The following is an 18,597-nucleotide window of genomic DNA, read 5'->3' on the forward strand; positions in this document are numbered from 1 at the left end:
ATTTCGGCACCTCACCTGAGCTATGGGTGAACCTACAAGCGCAATACGACCTGGAAATTGCCCAACGTACGGCACGTCGTCGGATCGAGCGCGACGTCTGCCCGCGCGAGGCCGCGTGATGCCGCAAAACAGATCCTGCCAATGCATCGTGGGACTTTGCGATGGTTTGTTGTGCCGAGCCACGCTCCAGCTAGTTCCGGCGCCTTGAAGTCCACGTCCGCAAAGATGATGACGCGCTGGTGCGCGAAGTCGTGAAGGCGCTTGGCGATCCGGAGCGGGAAGGCGAAGTCCAGGCCTTGCTTCGAAAGCTGGGAAAGTTGCCTCCGACCGCTCGTAGCGGCCCGAGTTGAAGTCGGTCGGCAGGTAAGGCCTGTTTTGGCGTGCTAAACGAGTTGTCGCCAAAGCGTGATGTTCGCTGGCTCGGCGAGGAGGGGCAGCCAGCCGCGCGAGGCCCTCGCGGAAGGGTACGAAATCTTCGCGATTCAGATCGACCCCGGAGGCAGGCAACTAAACTAGCGGTCGGCTTGCTCCGACATTCGGCCCGTTCGGTCAAACGATTTCCCTTCAAAGCGCGGCAATGGAAATCTTAAGAGCCTGCGCCGCGGCGAGAAGACGGTCATCGTAGCTCGCCAGTTCTACTGTCTGGCCCCGCCCTAACAGAAAGGCGATCGAAGCGAGATGCAGCGCATCGAGAGTGCGCACCGGAACGGGAAACGGTTCGAGGGCCCGCTGCAAGACCGGTGCTGCGAGCTCGATCAACGCCACGCGCTGAATGAGAGCCCGCGCCTCCTCGCCATGAGACTGGTCGAGTCGTTGCGCGTTCAGTCTTGTCCAGATCTCGTATTCGAGCAGTCGGCTGGCGATCAACGGCTCACTCCAAAGGCTTGAAGGCGGCGCGCGGTCTTCGGCTAAAAGCTGCGCCAGAGCGACCGAAGTATCGAGATAGATCACCGGTCCTTCCGATCGGCCTCTATCTCCCGAGCAAGTTCGCGGAAAGGCATGATGGGCTTACGCGGTACCGCGGCATCGCCGGCAAGCGCCGGGGGGGTGATCCACCCGCTTCGCACAGCCTCGGCCAGAAGGGCATCGGCGAGCATCGGACTGCGGCCGGGGCGGGGCGGTACGATCTCGGCCACCACCGCATCGCGGTCGGTGATGAGCACCGTTTCGCCTCCCGCGGCGAGGCGGACATATTCGCTGAGCTTGTTCTTTAAAATTTTGAGGCCCACTGCTCGCATGCAGAACAATGTAGCTACCGGAAGCTACTCCAGTCAAGCCTTGACGCAGGCCTAGTGGTTGTGGGGGAAGCAAGGTGCGCGTCAAGGCGTTTCTTTGGGCTTATCCGGCCAGGCCTAGAAATACGAGGATCGCACGGTTCATGCGCAAAACGTCCTCGTCGGCCAAGCGGCCGGTGGGGGCGCGGGTGCGGCGCGGAATATTCAAGGGTTCGAGACCAGGCACGTCAGGACGATCCAACCAAGGGGGCGAGCCGGGCTCGTAACACATCGCCTTGCACAATGAGGGTCAATCTGGTATATACACGTATACATTTAGATGCATAAAGCCATGACTGTCGCAAAGACTCGTACGTTCAGGAGTGGCAATTCCGAGGCCGTCCGGCTCCCCAAGGGTGTCGCCTTCGGGGAGGACGTTGAACTCGTCCTCGTCCGGTCTGGAGATGTGCTGACTGTTTACCCCGCCGCGACCTCCATCCCCGAGATGATTGCGCGTTTGGAGGCTTTGCCAGTACCGCCGTCCATCGAAGAGCGCGACGACGAAGAGCTTCCCGAACGCGCAGGCCTCTGACGGTGGCGTTCCTGCTCGACACCAATGTCGCGATCCAGTTGCGCGATGGCGACCCCACGGTCACGCAAAAGGTGGCTGCACTCCAGAGCGCTGTACTCATGTCGATTGTCACACGCGTGGAGTTGGAGGGCGGCGTCTATCGGGAGCCGGCGCACGCGCCTGTTCGCAGGGCGCGGCTCGACGCCATGTTGAGCGCTATTCCAGCGTTGGCGTTCGATGATCTTGCGGCGAAGACCTATGGGACCATTGTCGCAAGTGCTGGCTACTCGCGGCGGAAGCTGCTCGACCGGATGATCGCGGCGCAAGCTCTGGTGCACCGGGCGACCTTGGTCACCTTCAACCCGGATGACTTCTCGGATGTGCCTGGTCTCTCGTCACTGGCGTGGCCATCGAGAACCTGAAAAGCTGGTATGGTTGATCGAATATTTAATACACTTAATGGTTGTAAATTTGCGATGACGACGAGCCTAGTTCGGCAAAACGAACCCAAATGCTGCGATGCAAAATGCTGGGGCGGTCCAACTACGAGCGCAAGCGGGCCCGATCGGAGCCGCGACCTGCAAATCGAACGGTTGACCGAGCACACCTCCGAGTCTCTGCGCGGGCATCGCGGAGGAGGTTCAAAGGTTGGCATGACGTGCTGAATGTTGCGCAACTCGATCCTTGATCATTTCCTCCAAAGCTATTGCTTCCGAAAGCCGGGGGGAGGGCCTGTGAGACGTGTGTCGTGTATGCGCGCTGCCAGCGATCTCGTTGCTGAGCGCAACTCCGGAGAACTGCCCGCGAGAGCGCGATCATCGTCCTCGATGCGTCGGGGCTCGATGGGGGGCCTAGTCGCTAATGGGGGACGGGAAAAAAAGACAATCAGGCCACTTGGTCGGTGGGTACGACACAATCTTCCGAGAGCAGAACGGGAACTTTTCCACCCAAAACCTCAAGCAAAATCCTGACCCTGCCGGAATCGTCGAGTTGTTGCAGCCGGCCCACGAGGTCGGCAAACGGCCCTGCCGAGACCCTAACCATCTGGCCGTGTTGCAGGTTGGGATGGAGTCGCACAACCCCCTCAGCGTCGATCGCGGCTAGCAGTTGCTCCACTAGTCCGTGCGGCACCGGCTCCGGGGCTCCCGCCCGGGTCAGGAGCCTGTCAACACCGTAAGTACCGTTGACGCTTCGCCAACGATCGCGGCTTAGATCCAAGATGACAAAAAGGTAGCCCGGAAACAGCGGTGCCGAGACGATCTCGAATTTGCGTGCATGGCGCCGGCTCTTGCGAAAGCGCGGCAGGAATATTCGATAATCTTGGTTGGCAAGCTGTCGCTCGGCCTGTGCTTCACGGCGAGGCTGGGTGCGAACCACGAACCACCGCTCCTGACCAATTAGCTCCAAAATAGCACCCGATTGAGCGGGAAATTCCTCGACTGACGCACGCATTCCCCACCCGTGCTCCCACTGTAATGGGACACTTGAAGCGGGAATGTTGGCAGGAGAGGGGCAATGGATCCCCTCGAGCTTCGTCCGCCCCTAAGGTGAGCATGGACGGGAAGCGTAGCCGAGACGAGGGGTGTTGAGAGGGCGTATTGCGAGTTTTGCGGGAGGCTGTTCTGACAGTCTCTCGACGTCTAGACCCCACCACCAAGAGTTCGCTACCCCGAGCCACACGACTGATGCCGACAAGGAGGGCGCTCTCTCAGGTTGACGTCGACCAAAGGCTCGATCCACTCTGCTTTGCCAATGAGCTGAGCCTGCGCCGCAGTGGCGCTCGACGTCTCCTTGGACTTTTGGGTCGGGGTACTGATGGCAGCCTCGTCTGTTGGCGGCGACGGCGCATCTTCTGTGGCGAGTTCCGCGTCGTTTCGCTCATCGTCCTCGATCCTCGGCGATGGCGCTGACGATTCTCTACAGGCTAACGTCTTGAATTTCATGGGGCGCCCCGAAGCCTATGCCCTACTTTCTGCAGCCGTAGATCGCATCGAGACCCACGCTTCTATCGTTTTTCTCGCCGGCGACTATGCCTACAAGGTCAAGAAGGCAGTCAAATACCCGTTTCTCGACTTCTCGACTTTAGCGCGGCGGCGCGCCGCCTGCCTGAACGAGTTGCGCGTAAACGCCCGGACCGCGCCCGGGTTGTATTTGCGAGTCGTGCCGGTCCTGCGCGGACCCGGGGACGGCTTTCGATTCGGCGCGGAGGGTACGAGCAAGGGTTTGTCCGGCGACGAGGCCGGCGGCGATGTTGTGGAATGGGTGCTGGTGATGCGCCGCTTCGACCAGGAGGCGTTGCTCCACCGCATGGCGGAGGAGGGTCGCTTGCCGCTTGCCATGATGGCGCCGCTCGCGACCGTCATCGCCGACTTTCACAGTTCCGCCGATCGCTTCCTCGCGCAGGACGTGCCGGCCCGTTCCCTCGCCGGCGTTCTTGCCGACAACGCCTCGGTGTTCGCTGCGCATCCCGAACTGTTCCCGGCGGAGGATGCGATCGCGTTCGCGGAGTCCTCTCTCGCCGCGCTCACCGTGCTCGTGCCGCTCCTGAAGGCGAGGGCGCGCGACGGCTATGTGCGGCACTGTCACGGCGATCTGCATCTCCGCAACATCGTCGAGATCGATCGTCAGCCGGTGCTGTTCGACGCGATCGAGTTCGACGATGCGCTCGCCACCATCGACGTGCTCTACGATCTCGCCTTCCTCTTGATTGATCTCGGCAGACACGGGTTGCGCGGTCACGCCAATGCCGTGCTCAACGCCTATCTCGATCGCGAGGGGAGCACCGGCAATCTGCTCGGGCTCGCGCTCCTGCCCCTCTATCTCTCCACGCGTGCGGCGATCCGTGCCAAGGTCGAGCTGTTGCGCGCGCTCTCGGCGTCTCCGGATGAGGCCGCGCCCGTGCTCGCCGAGGTCGGGGACTATTTCGATCTCGCGCGCTCCTATCTCGCGCCGCCGCCCCCGTGCCTGGTCGTGATCGGGGGATTGTCGGGGAGTGGTAAATCCGCTCTTTCCCGGGCATCAGCAGCGCAATTGGGGGGATTTCCCGGTGCAATTCACATCCGCAGCGATGTCGAGCGGAAGCGCATGTTCGGTGTCGGCGCCGAGGTGCGGCTCCCGGAAAGGGCTTATACGTCAGAGGTTTCCGACCTTGTTTATAGAATGTGCCGGAAGCGCGCCCGTTTAGCCTTGGCAGCCGGTCATTCCGTGGTGCTGGACGGGGTTCATGCCCGCCCCGATGAGCGCAGTGCGGTACGCGAACTTGCTGAAACGTTTAGGGTTTCCTTCACCGGGCTTTGGCTCGAGGCCGACCCTGCCATTCTCAAGGCGCGGGTGGCGAAGCGGCTTGGGGATGTCTCCGACGCCACCCCTGACGTGGTCGAGGAGCAGCTCGCTTACGATCTCGGGGTGCTTGATTTCGTTCGCGTTGATGCCGGTAAGCCGTTGGAACACGTTGTGAAATCCTGCCTCGCGGTGATCGGCGGGGCCGACGCCGCGCGCTGAGGCTTCACCCTTTCCTAACCCTGACCCGCGACAATGGGGTCTGTGCCGGCGGAGAGCCTGTTTCAGGCTTAGGGACCGCCGGCTTCATCCACGCGAATGCAGGCGGGGTCGGGGCGGTGAGTTTGGTGCGTAGGGCCGCGCGCGTCAACGGCGCGGGGCGGCCCGGAATGAGTGAGGGATTCAAGCCTTACGCCCGCTTGGCCGTGACCCTACTCGTCCTCGCGATGCCGGCCGGCATGGTTGCGTCCTGCGGCGGCGGCAACGGAGAGAAACTGGGCGAGCGCGTCATTCCCCTTGGCCAACCTGTGCCGAAAGGCGGGGGCCGCTACAGCGTCGGCAAGCCCTACCAGATCGCGGGAACCTGGTATCAGCCGCGCGAAGACCCAAGCTATAGCAGGATCGGCCGGGCCTCCTGGTATGGCGAGCTGTTCCACGGGCGCCGCACCGCCAACGGCGAAATCTACGATATGGAACGGCTTTCGGCCGCGCATCCGACGCTGCCGCTGCCGGTTTATGCGCGGGTCACCAATCTTTCCAACGGCCGCACCATCGTCGTGCGCGTGAACGATCGCGGCCCATACGCCAATGACCGCATCATCGACGTTTCGCGCCGGGCGGCGGAAGCGCTTGGTTTCCGGCAGCACGGCACCGCGCAGGTGCAGGTGCAATATATGGCGCGCGCGCCCTTGAACGGCGACGACCGCTACGAGGAGAAATTTCTGGCAAACCAAGGCTGGATGCAGGTCGCCGCCACGGCCCGGAAGCCAAAGGTGGATCCGCTCCCCGTCGGCAGCATTCCCGGGGGTACACCGCTGCCGCAGGAGAATCCCAACAGATTCGTGCCGCCGACCGTGATGGCCGCGAAACCGCAAACCGCGCCCTTTACCGTGGGTACGCCGCCAAGCGTCGCGCCCGAGGCGGCTGATCCTGTGACGGGGATCCTGGTGCAAGCGGGGTCCTTCCGGGACAAGGACAATGCCGATCGGGCGCGCAGCAGGCTCGCTGCGATCGCGCCGGTCGAGGTCGCGCCGGTGGCCGTCGGCAGCGAAACTTTTTTTCGCGTGCGCGTCGGCCCCTTCGCCAGTGACGGCGACGCCAAAAAGGCGCTCGGGCAAGTGCGGCGGGGTGGCTATTCCGGCGCCAAGATCGTCAGGAACTAACGCGCGTTTCGCCGCTGACGGTTGATTTTTCGGCTCTAGAGTTTGATAGTGCCCCGAAGGCCGGAAACCGATGACGGCGCTCGAAAGCGCTCCCGGCTGCTCTGGAAACCCGTAACCCCGTGTACGTCTTGCGGCCTGACATGTTCATGAAGCGCGCGTTGGTGGGCGTCCTTCTCGCTGTTGGCTTTGCCCAACTGCCGGCGCTCGCCGCGCCGGCGCCGAAGGCCTTCGAGACCAAGGCCAGACACGCCATCCTCATGGACTATGACGCCGATCTCGTTCTCTTCGAGAAGGATGCGGACACGCTGATTCCGCCCGCGAGCATGAGCAAGCTCATGACGCTCGCGGTCGCGTTCCGCGAGTTGAAAGCGGGCCGGCTGAAGCTCGACGATCAGTTCAAGGTGAGCGAGCACGCGTGGCGGACCGGCGGGGCACCGTCGCGCACCTCCGCGATGTTCGCGCCGCTCAAGGAGATGGTCAGCGTCGAGGACCTCATTCGCGGCATCACCATCCAGTCCGGCAACGATTCCTGCATCATCCTCGCCGAGGGCATTTCCGGCACGGAAGAGGCCTTCGCGAAAGCGATGAACCAGTATGCGAAGCAGATCGGGCTCAAGCAGTCGCATTTCGTCAATTCGACGGGGCTGCCGGCGGAAGGCCATCTGATGACGGCACGCGAGCTCGCCATCCTCGCGAACTATCTCATCGAGACCTATCCAGAATATTATTATTATTTCAGCGAGAAGGAATTCCAGTACCGGAAACATCTCTTCCGCAACCGCAATCCGCTGCTCACGGCCGAACTCGGCGTGGACGGTCTGAAGACGGGCTTCCTGGATGAGGCTGGCTTCGGCCTCGTGGCGAGCGCGATACGGGATGGGCAGCGCATCATTGTCGTGGTGAACGGCCTCGATTCCAAAAAGGATCGCGAGGCGGAGCCGCGCAAGCTGATCGAGTGGGGCTTTAAGAACTTCAAGCCGTTCACGCTGTTCGATGAAGGCGAGAAGGTCAGCGACGCGCTCGTTTGGGGCGGCACGAAGCACTATGTACCGCTGGTGGGAGACGGCGCTGTGGACATCATCTTGCCGACCAACGCGACCGGTAAAGTGTCGGCGCAGATCATCTATCAAGGACCGATCAAGGCGCCGATCAAGAAGGGCGATCGGGTCGCGGTGCTCCGCGTGACGTCCGAGGAGGCGACAGCTACGAATGACATCCCGCTTTACGCCGGCGACGACATCGGCCAGAGCAATTTCGCCATGCGCGGTCTCGATTCCCTTCTCGTCCTCGCTTTCGGTTGGCTGCTGTAGCCGTGAGCGACATCGACGAGGAAAGCGACATCGACGAGGTGCAGCACGACGCACCAGCCGGACGCTTCATCACATTCGAAGGCGGCGAGGGCGTGGGCAAATCCACGCAAGCCGGGATCTTGGCCAATCGTCTCGCGCGCGCCGGTCATAGCGTGTTCACCACGCGCGAGCCGGGCGGCTCGCCGCTGGCGGAGGAAATCCGCGAGGCGCTTCTCACCGGGCGCGTGTCGGATATGGGGCCGTTCGCCGAGGCGATCCTATTCTCGGTGGCGCGGCAGGACCATGTCGACCGCTCGATCCGCGGCGCCCTCATGGAGGGGGCATGGGTTGTTTGCGACCGATTCATGGATTCGACCCGAGCCTATCAAGGCGCAGCCGGCGGCGTTCCGCGGCCGGCCATCAATGCGCTGGAGCGGCTGACCATCGGCGGCGTGCTGCCCGACCTTACCGTCATTCTCGATCTTCCCGTCGAGGTAGGTCTCGCGCGCGCGTCCGAGCGTGCCGGCGACGCGGCCCCGGACCGGTTTGAGGCCCAGGACGTGGCGCTCCATCAGCGCGTGCGGAGGGCTTTTCTCGATATCGCGGAGGAAGAGCCCCACCGCTGCATCGTCATCGATGCACGCCAGCCCGAGGCTGTGATTGCCGAGGACATTTGGGAGGCAGTCGAAGCGCGGCTCGGCCCATGAGCGCCGCGGCGGAGCTGTCGCGCAGCACGGCAAACGAGCCCGACCGCCTTGAAGGCTTTTCCGTGCCCCGCGAGGTCGATCGCGTCTTCGGTCATGGCCAGGCCATCCAGGAATTCGAAGACGCGTTGCATAGCCGACGTATGCATCACGCGTGGCTGCTTGCCGGGCCCGAGGGCGTCGGCAAGGCAACGCTCGCCTACCAATTCGCGCGCGCTCTGCTGCTCCCCGTCACCGATGGCGTCCCCCAAGGTCTCAGGCTCGCGCCCGATCATGCCGTCTTTCGCAAAGTCGCGGCGCAGTCGCATCCCAACCTTCTCGTGTTGAGGCGCTCCTGGATCGAAAAGACGAAAAAATATTCGCAGTGGATCGGCGTCGACGAGGTGAGGCGGCTGCGTGCCTTTCTCGGCAGCACCCCCGGCGAGACCGGCTATCGCGTGGTGATCGTGGACCGCGCCGACGAGCTGAATCAGAATGCGGCAAACGCCCTGTTGAAGGCGCTCGAAGAGCCGCCGCCGCGGACAGTCTTTCTCCTCATCACCGGTGCCGAGGGCAGACTGCCGGTTACCATCCGCTCCCGCGCCCGCATTCTCCGCGTCGGTGCGCTTGCGCCTGCGGATCTCGAATCCGCTCTGCGCGCGGCGCTTGCCCGCGACGATCACGACGTTGAGGACGACGCCCTGAACGTCGCCCTGTCTCTGAGCGAAGGCAGCGTGCGCCGGGCCCTCGAACTTGTGAGCGGGGAGGGCATCGCGCTTTACCAGGAGATCATGGATCTGCTGGCGGCACTGCCCGATCTCGATGCGGCCCGTCTGCACCGGCTCATCGACAAGGCTGCAGGCGACGGAGAGCGCGTAGAGTTGTTCTTCTCTCTCCTTCTCGGCGTGATGGAGCGGCTCGTGCGCTTCAGCGCCACGGGCGAGGGGGCAACGCCCGAGGAGCAGGCCCTGGCCCAGAGGCTGATCGATCACGACACGCTCTCGTTGTGGGCGCAGGCATGGGAAGCAATCGGGCGCGCCAGGGCCGATGCGTTTGCGTTGAACCTCGACCGTTCGCTGTTGCTGCTGGAGACGGGGCAGCGGCTGCAACAGCTCGCGCAAGCGGAGGGGCCTTAAGCTAGGCGCGCGGCCGCGCTTGCAGGCGGGGACGGTCGCGGCTATTCCTGCCGCCCATGGCAGCAACGCGGCCCTATTACATCACGACTGCCATCTCCTACCCGAACGATGCGCCCCATATCGGCCATGCCTATGAGGCCGTGGCCACCGACGCGTTCGCGCGCTTTCGCCGCCTGCCGGGCATGGACGTGTTCTTCCTCACCAGCACCGACGAGCACGGCATCAAGATGCTACAGACGGCAAAGGCGAAGGGCCTGACACCGGCCGAGCTTGCCGACCGCAATACGCCGCTCTTCAAGGAGATGGTCGCCGCGCTCAATTGCTCGAACGACGATTTCATCTCGACGCGCGAGACGCGCCATGCGGCCGCGAGCCAGGAATTGTGGCGGCGCATGCAGGCGAACGGCGACATCTATCTCGACAAATATGCCGGCTGGTACTCGGTGCGCGACGAAGCCTATTACGACGAGAGCGAGCTGAAGGAGGCCAGCGACGGACGCAAGCTCTCGCCGCAAGGAACGCCCGTCGAATGGGTCGAGGAGGAGAGCTATTTCTTTAAGCTGTCGGCCTATCAAGACCGCCTGCTCGCGCATTACGATTCCCATCCCGAGTTCATCGGGCCCGAGACGCGCGCGAACGAGGTGAAGAGCTTCGTGCGCGGCGGCCTGCAAGATCTCTCGATCTCGCGCACGACATTCGACTGGGGCATCCCCGTGCCGGGCGACCCGAAACACATCATGTATGTGTGGGTCGATGCGCTGACGAACTATCTGACCGGCGTCGGCTTTCCCGACGAGACCACCGCGAGCTTCAAGCGCTATTGGCCCGCCGACGTGCATATTATCGGCAAAGACATCATCCGCTTTCATGCGGTGTATTGGCCCGCGTTTCTGATGTCGGCGGGCATCGCGCCGCCAAAGCGCATCTACGGCCACGGCTTTCTCTATAATCGCGGGGAGAAGATGTCGAAGTCGGTCGGCAACGTGGTCGATCCCTTCGTGCTCGCGAAGGATTACGGTGTCGATCAGATCCGCTATTTTTTGTTGCGCGAGGTGCCGTTCGGACAGGACGGCAATTACAGCCGCGAGGCGATCGTGCAGCGCATCAACGCCGACCTCGCCAACGATCTTGGCAATCTCGCGCAGCGCTCGCTCTCTATGGTCGCCAAGAATTGCGGCGGCGCGGTGCCTGCGCCGGGTGACCTGACAGAGACAGATCGCAGCATCTTGGCGGCGGCAGACGAATTGCTGCCGCTCGTCACGGCGGAGATCGACGACTTCGCGATCCACCGCGCGCTCGAGACCATCTGGGCGCTGATCGCCGACACCAACCGCTATTTCGCCGGCGAAGAGCCTTGGGCGCATAAGAAAAGCAACCCCGCACGCATGGCCACGATCCTGTACGTGACCGCCGAGGTCGTGCGGCAGATCGCAATTCTGGTGCAGCCGGTGATGCCGGAGAGCGCCGCGACGCTGCTCGGTCAGCTCGGCGTGGCGGAGGATGCGCGCGGATTCGCCGATCTCGGCGCGGCGGGCCGGCTCACGCCGGGCGCGGCACTGCCCGCGCCGGCGGCCGTGTTTCCGCGTTATGTGGAGCCGGAGGGGGCCGAAGCAGCGTCGTAATTTTCATCAGCGGCAAAGCTGCTTGATCCGCGCCTCGTCGACGCCGGCGACGACCACACCGCCGATCACCGTCCGCGGCACGGCGGTATCGCCGAACTTGCGCAGCATGACGGCCTGCACCGGCACGGTGGTGGCGTCGAGGATTTTGTATTCGATATTATTACGGGCGAGGATGGCGCGGACCTGCTTGCAGTAGGGGCACCATGACGCGTTGTACATGGTGACGCTTTTGCTGCATCCGGCCTCGGCCGCGCCCGGCCAGAACGCGAGCAGCGAAGCCGCCACGGCGGGAGCCACAAGATAGAACAGGGACTTCGTTATAAGCTTTCCCGCACGCAATTGTTGTCTCCTCCCGCCATATGTTCCACATAGGGCAGCGCAAGCCGCCCCTTGGCTAGGCTAGCAGGCTGACGAACAAGGGTGTTTCATCTTTCCGTGATGCTAATCGACAGCCATTGCCATCTCGATTTTCCCGAGCTCGCGACCGAGCGCGAGGCGGTGTTGGCGCGCGCGCGCGAGGCCGGCGTGGGGCTGATAGTGACGATCTCCACGCGCGTCAAGCGCTTCGACGAGGTGCGCGCCATCGCGGAGGGAAGTGCCGACGTGTTCTGTTCGGTGGGCACGCACCCGCACAACGCCGCCGAGGAGCTGGACGTGACGGCGGCGGAGTTGGTGCGGCTCGCCGCGCATCCAAAGGTGGTGGCGATTGGCGAGGCGGGGCTCGACTATCATTACGACCACAGTCCGCGCGACGCGCAGGAGCAGGGCTTCCGCACCCACATTGCTGCGGCGCGCGAGACGGGGCTTCCGCTCGTCGTCCATGCGCGCGAGGCCGATGAGGACATTGCCCGCATCCTCGACGAGGAGACGACGAAGGGCGCATTCCCCTTCGTGCTGCATTGCTTCACGAGCGGGGCGGAGCTTGCGCGGCGCGGGCTCGCGCTCGGCGGTTATCTCTCCTTCTCCGGCGTGCTCACCTTCAAGAAGGCCGACGCGCTGCGCGAGATCGCCGCGGAGGCGCCGCTAGACCGGCTGCTGGTCGAGACCGACGCGCCGTATCTATCGCCCGAGCCCTTGCGCGGGCGTACCAACGAGCCGTCTCATGTCGCCCATACGGCCGCGCGGCTTGCTTCTGTGCGCGGGCTTCCGCCCGAGGAGATGGCGGCTGTAACGACGGAAAATTTTTTCCGGCTGTTCCGGAAGGTCCCGCGCACGGCACTGAATCCCAAACCTGATGCGGCATGAGCCTCAAGCTCACCATTCTGGGCTGCGGACCTTCCGGCGGGGTGCCGCGCATCGGCAATCATTGGGGGGCCTGCGACGCGGCGAATCCGAAGAACAGACGCCGGCGCTGTTCGGTGCTGGTCGAGCAGGAGGGCGGCGAGGGCACGACATCGGTGCTGGTGGATACCACGCCGGATCTGCGCGAGCAGCTGCTTGAAGCGAATGTTGGCCTCGTCGACGGCGTACTCTTCACGCATGATCATGCCGACCACACCCACGGCATCGACGATCTCCGCATGATCGCCTTCAACGCCCATCGCCGCGTCGCCGTCTATCACGACGCGGCGACAGGCAGACTGCTCAATGAGCGTTTCGCCTATTGCTTTCATACGCCGCCCGGTAGCCCCTATCAGCCGATCCTAGACTCGCACGAGATCAGGGCGGGGGAGATGGTGCGCTTCGAAGGGGCAGGGGGGGCGCTCGAAATCATGCCGTTCAGCCAGCGCCACGCCGACGGCGAGTCGCTCGGCTTCCGCTTCCGCGACATCGCCTATTCGCCGGATGTCAGCGATTTGCCCGAGGACTCACTTGCACATTTGCAAGGGCTCGATGTGTGGATCATCGATGCCTTACGCTACACGCCGCATCCGAGTCATTTCTCCGTGGACCAGGCGCTGGCCTGGATCGCGCGGATCAAGCCGAAGCGTGCCGTGCTCACGCATATGCATCTCGATCTCGACTACGAGACTCTGAAGGATGCGCTGCCCGAGGGCGTGGAGCCCGCCTATGACGGCATGGTGATCGAGAGCGAATGATCGCGCGCGCTTTACGGCAGCGGAACGCTCACTTGCAGCTTGCCGGCGACGCTATTATCGACGGTCTCCGCGATCGTCTCGGTGAAATCGGCGGTGGCGCGGATCTGATAGGAGTTCTTCTTATTCAAAGTGAGCCCGCCGCCCACGATGTCCTGACGCTGCAGCAGTTCACGCGATAGGCCTTGCGTTTCGGCGCAGCTTGCGGCGCCGCCCGCGCAATTCGCCTTCGCCAGGTCAGGCAGCCTCAGGAGAGATAGTCCGATCAGCGCGACGATGAATGTCGTATGCGATGATGCCAAACGCGCGGGGTTTCCCTGATGAATCAGCAACAGCTTCCCTCCTCTGCGGCGCAGGGTACCGGCTTCCCGCAGCGCAGCAAGAGTCCATTGCGCGCACAAAAGGCTAGGAGGCAGGAGTAAAGATTTTCCCACTTTCTTTCTCTTCGGCCGACGCGAGGGTGATGAAAATTTCAGCAACGTCTTCCGCGGTCTGCAATGTCGTTGGGTCTTCCCCAGGATAGGCTTCGGCGCGCATCGCGGTTGCCGTCGCGCCGGGATCGACCAAATTGACCCGGATCGCCGTGTCTGCGGTCTCGTTTGCATAGGTTTTCGCCAGTGCCTCCAGCGCGGCCTTGGAGGCCGAGTACGGCGCCCAATACGCGCGCGCGGTATGAGCGACGCCCGATGTGACGAAAATGACGCGGCCGGTTTTGGAGCGACGCAGCAGCGGATCGAGCGTTCGGATCAGCCGCCAATTGGCGGTGACGTTCACGGCGAAGACGCGCTCCCACAGATCCGAGGGAATATGGGTGAGGGGCGACAGGCGCTCGAGAATGGCGGCGTTGCCGACGAGGATATCGAGCCTGCCGAAGCGCTCGAAGAGTGTCGGCCCCAGCGCGTCGATTTTCTGACCGTGGACGAGATTCATGCCGATCAGAGTCGCCGTGCCGCCGAGTTTCTTGATGGCGTCGTCGACGGGTTCGAGATTCTTTACGGTGCGTGCGAGCAGCACGACATGAGCGCCTTCGCGGGCGAAGGCGAGCGCAACGGCGCGGCCGATGCCCCGCGAGGCCCCGGTGATGAGCGCGATGCGATCCTTGAGGCGCTGTGTGCTCAAGAGCCAATCCTGACGTCATGGCCGGGCTCGTCCCGGCCATTCACGATTTCTACGGCCTAAAGACGTGGATGCCCGGCACAAGGCCGGGCATGACAAAGAATGAATTGAAGGGTAAGCGTCCAACGGCCTGTTGCCTAGCCGACCTCGGCGAGGAAGGAGAGCTGCTTCTGCTGCGGCGGGCCTTCGCGATCGCGGAGCCGCGTCGGATATTCCCCGGTGAAGCAATGGTCGGTGAACTGGGGATGGTTGGGATCGCGGCCCTCGAAACCCATCGCCTTGTAGATGCCGTCCACGGAGAGGAATTCCAGGGAGTCCGCGCCGATGAAGCGGCGCATGGCCTCCACATCGCCATTACAGGCGGCGGCGAGAAGCTTTTCCTGATCGGGCGTGTCGATGCCGTAGAAATCGGGATGCATGATCGGCGGGCTTGAGATGCGCATATGCACCTCGCTTGCGCCGGCATCGCGCATCATCTGCACGATCTTGACCGAGGTGGTGCCGCGCACGACGCTGTCGTCGATAAGAATGATGCGCTTGCCTTTGACCTCGCCCTGATTGGCGCTGTGCTTGAGTTTGACGCCAAGCTGGCGAATGCGCTGCTCGGGCTCGATGAAGGTGCGGCCGACATAGTGATTGCGGATGATGCCGAACTCGAACGGAATGCCGGAATTTTGCGAGTATCCGATCGCCGCCGGGACACCGGAATCGGGAATGGGAACGACCATATCGGCATCGGCGGGCGCCTCGCGCGCGAGCTGCTGGCCCATTTTCTTGCGCACGTCATAGACGGAGCGGCCGCCGACGATGGAGTCGGGCCGCGCGAAATAGATATATTCGAAGATGCAGGGCCGGGCCGGGTATTTAGGCACGAAGCGGTGGCTCTCGACGCCCTCGCGGGTGATGACGACGACCTCGCCGTTCTCAACCTCGCGCACGTACTCCGCACCGATAATGTCAAGCGCGCAGGTCTCCGACGAGAGGACCCAGGACTCGCCAAGTCGGCCAAGGACCAGCGGCCTGATGCCGAACGGATCGCGCGCGCCGATCATCTTCTTGTTGGTGAGACCGACAAAGGCGTAGGCGCCTTCCACCTGAAGCAGCGCCTCGACGAATTTCTCGACGAACTGGTGCTTCTCGCTGCGGGCGACGAGGTGGAGGATCACCTCGGTGTCGGTCGTCGACTGGCAGATCGCGCCCTTCTGGATCAGCCATTCGCGCATCGTGAGCGCGTTGGTGAGATTGCCATTATGCCCAAGCGCGAAACCGCCGGATTCCAGATCCACGAAGAGGGGCTGCACGTTCCGCAACACGGCGTCGCCGCAGGTCGAATACCGGACATGGCCGATGGCCGTATCGCCCTGGAGGCGTTCGATCACGGGTCTTGAGGTGAAGTGATCGCCGACGAGGCCGAGGCGGCGCTCGGAGTGGAAATGATTGCCGTCGAAGCTGACGATGCCGGCCGCTTCCTGTCCGCGATGCTGAAGCGCGTGGAGACCGAGGGCCGTGAGGGCTGCGGCATCTTGATGATTGAAGACGCCGAAAACGCCGCACTCTTCCCGCAGCCGGTCTTCTTGGAGCCAGCTCAGGTCTGCCGTTTTAAGATCGACGTGCTCGGTCACGGGCGTCCTCGCCTCCTTTAAATAGGCGCCCTGTTAAGGGCTTCAATCCCACGCGACACTTCTTCGTCGACGCTTAACTACAAACCGTTACCGGCCGTCCCGCCTCAGGTCGGCGGTTCGGGCGCCGCGGCCGGTGGCGGCGGTGCTGCCTCGGGCGGTGCTGCGGGCGGTTCCGGGGCTGCCGCGTCGGGCGGTGTTCCTGGCACCCCCGGCGGCACCGCGTCGGGCGGCGCTCCAGGCTGGCCGTCCGGCTGCGTGCCCGGTTGATCCTCCGGTTTCAACTGGCCCGGCAGATATTGCTCGGGATTGACCGGCATGAGCGATTCGATCGCCACCTGGGTCTGCTGAAGAATTGGATAGGACTTGGCGTTGCGGACCCAGTCTGGTTGATCGCGCGCGAGCGCCGTGAAGAGAATGAAGACGATGGCGACCAGCAGAAAACCGCGGGCAAGGCCGAAAATAAAGCCGAGCGTCCGGTCCAGCGCGCCGACGCGGCTATCCAGCACGCGGTCGGAGATGCGGAAGGTGATCAGGCTGACGATGATGAGGGTGAGGATGAAGACGCCGGCGGCAAAGACGATTTGGGCAATGCTCGGCGAGGGGAAGTAAGGCTCGATGGAATGCCAATATTTGGGGGTCAGATAGAGGGCGGCCACGGCGGCCACGGCCCAGGAAAAGATCGACAGCACCTCGCGGGTGAAGCCTCGCACCATGGCGAGGAAACCCGACACAAGCATGATGGCGATCAGAATGACGTCGAGCCAGGAAATGGGCATGAAGCGAACGTTCCTCCGACGGCCGGGACACTATCATGATTCCCCGGCATCAAGCACAAATGGGCGCTTCCGGCAACGATTGGGCCGCCGAATGGCGCATGTCGCAGGCGACTGACGCCTCAGCGCCACAGTGACCTGCCTCTCACGGACCTCACTCGGCGGATGACATGCCGAACCAGGCGACAAGCTCGTCAAGCTGGGAGACCGGCATCAGCGCGATATCCGCAATTTGACGATCGGGCGCCAAGGATGCGGGCACGACCGCACGCACGAAGCCGAGCTTCGCGGCCTCTTTAAGGCGCTGATCCATGTGGCTCACGACCCGGACCGCGCCGGTCAGGCTGACCTCGCCGAAATAGACACTGTCGTCCGGCACCGGTCGCCCGACAAAGGAGGAGAGGAGCGCGGCAGCCGCCGCAAGATCGGCGGCAGGCTCGTTCAGGCGCAGGCCGCCGGCGACATTGAGAAAGACGTCATGGCCGGCGAAGCGGACGCCACAGCGCGCCTCGAGCACGGCGATCAGCATGGAGAGGCGATTGGGGTCGGAACCGACCACGGCGCGGCGCGGCGTGCCCAAGAGCGAAGGCGCCACCAGCGCCTGGATCTCGACCAGGATCGGACGCGTGCCCTCCATGCCGGCGAAGACGGCAGTGCCCGGCACGCCGCGATCGCGATCGCTCAGGAACAGGGCGGAGGGATTCTCGACCTCCTTGAGGCCCTCAAAGCGCATCTCGAACACGCCGATTTCGTCGGTCGCACCGAAACGATTCTTGACCGCGCGCAAGATGCGGAACTGATGGCCGCTCTGGCCTTCGAAATAGAGCACGGTGTCGACCATATGCTCGATGACCTTCGGCCCCGCGATCTGGCCATCCTTGGTGACGTGGCCGACAAGGACGAGGGTGGAGCCGCTGCCTTTGGCGTAGCTCACAAGCGCCGAGGAGCACGCGCGAAGCTGCGAGATGGTGCCGGGCGCCGCGTCCAGCCCTTCGGTCCAGAGCGTCTGCACCGAATCGATGATGATGAGGGAGGGCGGGGGCGCGCTCGACAGCGTCGCGATAATATTGGCGAGCTTGGTCTCGGTGCCGAGCGCTACCGGCGCTTGCTGCAAGCCGAGCCGTGCGGCGCGCATGCGCACTTGCGCGGTGGCTTCCTCGCCGGAGAGATAGACGACGCGCGGACCTTTTTGCGCGAGGCTGGCGGCTGCCTGGAGCAGGAGCGTGGACTTGCCGATACCCGGATCGCCGCCGACCAGGACCGCCGAGGCGGGCACCAGTCCGCCACCGAGAACGCGGTCGAGCTCCGCCATGCCGGTCGGCAGCCGGGGGGCGTCCGCCGTCTCCGCGGCCAGGGTCTCGAAGGGCGAGAGGCGTCCCTTGCCGCCTTTGATGGCGATGAGCGACGGGCCGGCAGACGGCGCGACCGCTTCCTCGATGATCGAGTTCCATTCGCCGCAAGACGGGCATTTGCCCGCCCATTTGTTGCTGACGGCGCCGCAGGCCTGGCAGACGAACGCTCTCGATGCTTTGGCCATGCTCTAGCGGTTCCGATAGCGGCGCAGCGCGCGGCGGCCGAGATTGGTGAGAACTTCGTAGTCGATGGTGCCGGCGCGGCGGGCAAAATCGTGGGCGGAAATTTTTTCGCCGATGAGCTGCACCCAGGCCCCACGCCTTGCCGCGCTTGGCGGAACGTCCGTCACGTCAACGGTGATGAGATCCATGGACACACGGCCGATGATGGGGGCGGCGTGACCCTCAAGAAAGACCTTCAGCCCTTCCTCCTCGTCGCGCGGGGACAGCGAGTGGAAGATGCCGTCGGCGGAACCGACCGCGACGATCGCCACGCGCGAGGGCCGCTTCACGGTGCGGATG

General features: G+C 63.7%; 20 protein-coding genes. 10 read left to right on the forward strand and 10 right to left on the reverse strand.

The genetic code is table 11. From position 1 onward, the window contains the following. Positions 1-564 precede the first annotated feature (564 nt). Positions 565-951 (reverse strand): PIN domain-containing protein, encoded by a 387-nt coding sequence (locus tag ACR2J1_RS02130; protein WP_434017704.1) that lies wholly within the window; start codon positions 949-951, stop codon positions 565-567. Further along, entirely contained in the window at positions 948-1,238 is a 291-nt protein-coding gene (locus ACR2J1_RS02135; RefSeq protein ID WP_434017705.1) for a type II toxin-antitoxin system Phd/YefM family antitoxin, read from the reverse strand. Before ACR2J1_RS02135 ends, ACR2J1_RS02130 begins: the two co-directional genes overlap by 4 nt. Before the next feature lie 328 nt (positions 1,239-1,566). Between ACR2J1_RS02135 and ACR2J1_RS02140 the strand changes: the two genes are divergently transcribed. Together ACR2J1_RS02140 and ACR2J1_RS02145 are read left to right on the forward strand one after the other, a co-directional pair. Beyond that, positions 1,567-1,806 (forward strand): antitoxin, encoded by a 240-nt coding sequence (locus ACR2J1_RS02140; RefSeq protein WP_434017706.1) that lies wholly within the window; start codon positions 1,567-1,569, stop codon positions 1,804-1,806. A 2-nt stretch (positions 1,807-1,808) separates the two neighbouring features. Beyond that, entirely contained in the window at positions 1,809-2,207 is a 399-nt protein-coding gene (locus ACR2J1_RS02145; RefSeq protein WP_434017707.1) for a type II toxin-antitoxin system VapC family toxin, read from the forward strand. Positions 2,208-2,670: 463 nt separating this feature from the next. Here ACR2J1_RS02145 and nusG read toward each other — a convergent pair whose 3' ends face one another. Next, positions 2,671-3,237: a transcription termination/antitermination protein NusG gene (gene nusG, locus ACR2J1_RS02150; protein ID WP_434017708.1), complete on the reverse strand. Its 567-nt coding sequence runs from the start codon at positions 3,235-3,237 to the stop codon at positions 2,671-2,673. A 363-nt stretch (positions 3,238-3,600) separates the two neighbouring features. Here nusG and ACR2J1_RS02155 point away from each other — a divergent pair, with 363 nt between their 5' ends. The 6 genes from ACR2J1_RS02155 (at position 3,601) to metG (ending at position 11,176) form a co-directional block, all read left to right on the forward strand. After that, complete coding sequence (locus ACR2J1_RS02155) at positions 3,601-5,286, forward strand: AAA family ATPase (RefSeq protein WP_434017709.1); 1,686 nt, start codon at positions 3,601-3,603, stop codon at positions 5,284-5,286. Between the two features lie 167 nt (positions 5,287-5,453). Continuing rightward, a complete protein-coding gene (locus ACR2J1_RS02160) occupies positions 5,454-6,446 on the forward strand; it encodes a septal ring lytic transglycosylase RlpA family protein (protein ID WP_434017710.1) in 993 nt (330 codons plus the stop codon). 140 nt (positions 6,447-6,586) lie between these two features. Further along, on the forward strand, positions 6,587-7,756 hold the full coding sequence (locus ACR2J1_RS02165; RefSeq protein ID WP_434017711.1) for a D-alanyl-D-alanine carboxypeptidase family protein: 1,170 nt from the start codon (positions 6,587-6,589) through the stop codon (positions 7,754-7,756). Between the two features lie 2 nt (positions 7,757-7,758). Further along, complete coding sequence (tmk, locus tag ACR2J1_RS02170; protein WP_434017712.1) at positions 7,759-8,442, forward strand: dTMP kinase; 684 nt, start codon at positions 7,759-7,761, stop codon at positions 8,440-8,442. Beyond that, a complete protein-coding gene (locus tag ACR2J1_RS02175) occupies positions 8,439-9,554 on the forward strand; it encodes a DNA polymerase III subunit delta' (RefSeq protein WP_434017713.1) in 1,116 nt (371 codons plus the stop codon). Before tmk ends, ACR2J1_RS02175 begins: the two co-directional genes overlap by 4 nt. A 56-nt stretch (positions 9,555-9,610) precedes the next feature. Further along, entirely contained in the window at positions 9,611-11,176 is a 1,566-nt protein-coding gene (gene metG / locus ACR2J1_RS02180; protein WP_434017714.1) for a methionine--tRNA ligase, read from the forward strand. A 6-nt stretch (positions 11,177-11,182) separates the two neighbouring features. Here the strand turns inward: metG and ACR2J1_RS02185 are convergent, their stop codons facing one another. Then, complete coding sequence (locus ACR2J1_RS02185; RefSeq protein WP_434017715.1) at positions 11,183-11,515, reverse strand: glutaredoxin family protein; 333 nt, start codon at positions 11,513-11,515, stop codon at positions 11,183-11,185. A gap of 99 nt (positions 11,516-11,614) precedes the next feature. Here ACR2J1_RS02185 and ACR2J1_RS02190 point away from each other — a divergent pair, with 99 nt between their 5' ends. Continuing rightward, positions 11,615-12,421: a TatD family hydrolase gene (locus tag ACR2J1_RS02190; protein ID WP_434017723.1), complete on the forward strand. Its 807-nt coding sequence runs from the start codon at positions 11,615-11,617 to the stop codon at positions 12,419-12,421. Next, positions 12,418-13,215, forward strand: coding sequence for an MBL fold metallo-hydrolase (locus tag ACR2J1_RS02195; protein ID WP_434017716.1), 798 nt, complete (start codon positions 12,418-12,420; stop codon positions 13,213-13,215). The genes ACR2J1_RS02190 and ACR2J1_RS02195 overlap by 4 nt, the downstream gene beginning before the upstream one ends. A gap of 11 nt (positions 13,216-13,226) precedes the next feature. On the opposite strand, the gene ACR2J1_RS02200 is transcribed toward ACR2J1_RS02195, so the two are convergent. From ACR2J1_RS02200 to ACR2J1_RS02225, 6 genes are all read right to left on the reverse strand, one after another. Then, entirely contained in the window at positions 13,227-13,544 is a 318-nt protein-coding gene (locus ACR2J1_RS02200) for a hypothetical protein (RefSeq protein WP_434017717.1), read from the reverse strand. Between the two features lie 73 nt (positions 13,545-13,617). Then, entirely contained in the window at positions 13,618-14,331 is a 714-nt protein-coding gene (locus ACR2J1_RS02205; RefSeq protein ID WP_434017718.1) for an SDR family NAD(P)-dependent oxidoreductase, read from the reverse strand. Between the two features lie 134 nt (positions 14,332-14,465). After that, complete coding sequence (gene purF, locus ACR2J1_RS02210) at positions 14,466-15,950, reverse strand: amidophosphoribosyltransferase (RefSeq protein WP_434017719.1); 1,485 nt, start codon at positions 15,948-15,950, stop codon at positions 14,466-14,468. A 104-nt stretch (positions 15,951-16,054) separates the two neighbouring features. Continuing rightward, positions 16,055-16,726, reverse strand: coding sequence for a CvpA family protein (locus tag ACR2J1_RS02215; protein WP_434017720.1), 672 nt, complete (start codon positions 16,724-16,726; stop codon positions 16,055-16,057). Between the two features lie 151 nt (positions 16,727-16,877). Beyond that, positions 16,878-18,260, reverse strand: coding sequence for a DNA repair protein RadA (gene radA / locus ACR2J1_RS02220; RefSeq protein WP_434017721.1), 1,383 nt, complete (start codon positions 18,258-18,260; stop codon positions 16,878-16,880). Positions 18,261-18,263: 3 nt separating this feature from the next. Continuing rightward, positions 18,264-18,597, reverse strand: a 334-nt coding sequence (locus tag ACR2J1_RS02225; RefSeq protein WP_434017722.1) for an alanine racemase C-terminal domain-containing protein, incomplete at its 5' end; no start/stop codon positions are given.

The organism is Methyloceanibacter sp. (genome assembly GCF_050999895.1).
Lineage (GTDB): Bacteria > Pseudomonadota > Alphaproteobacteria > Rhizobiales > Methyloligellaceae > Methyloceanibacter.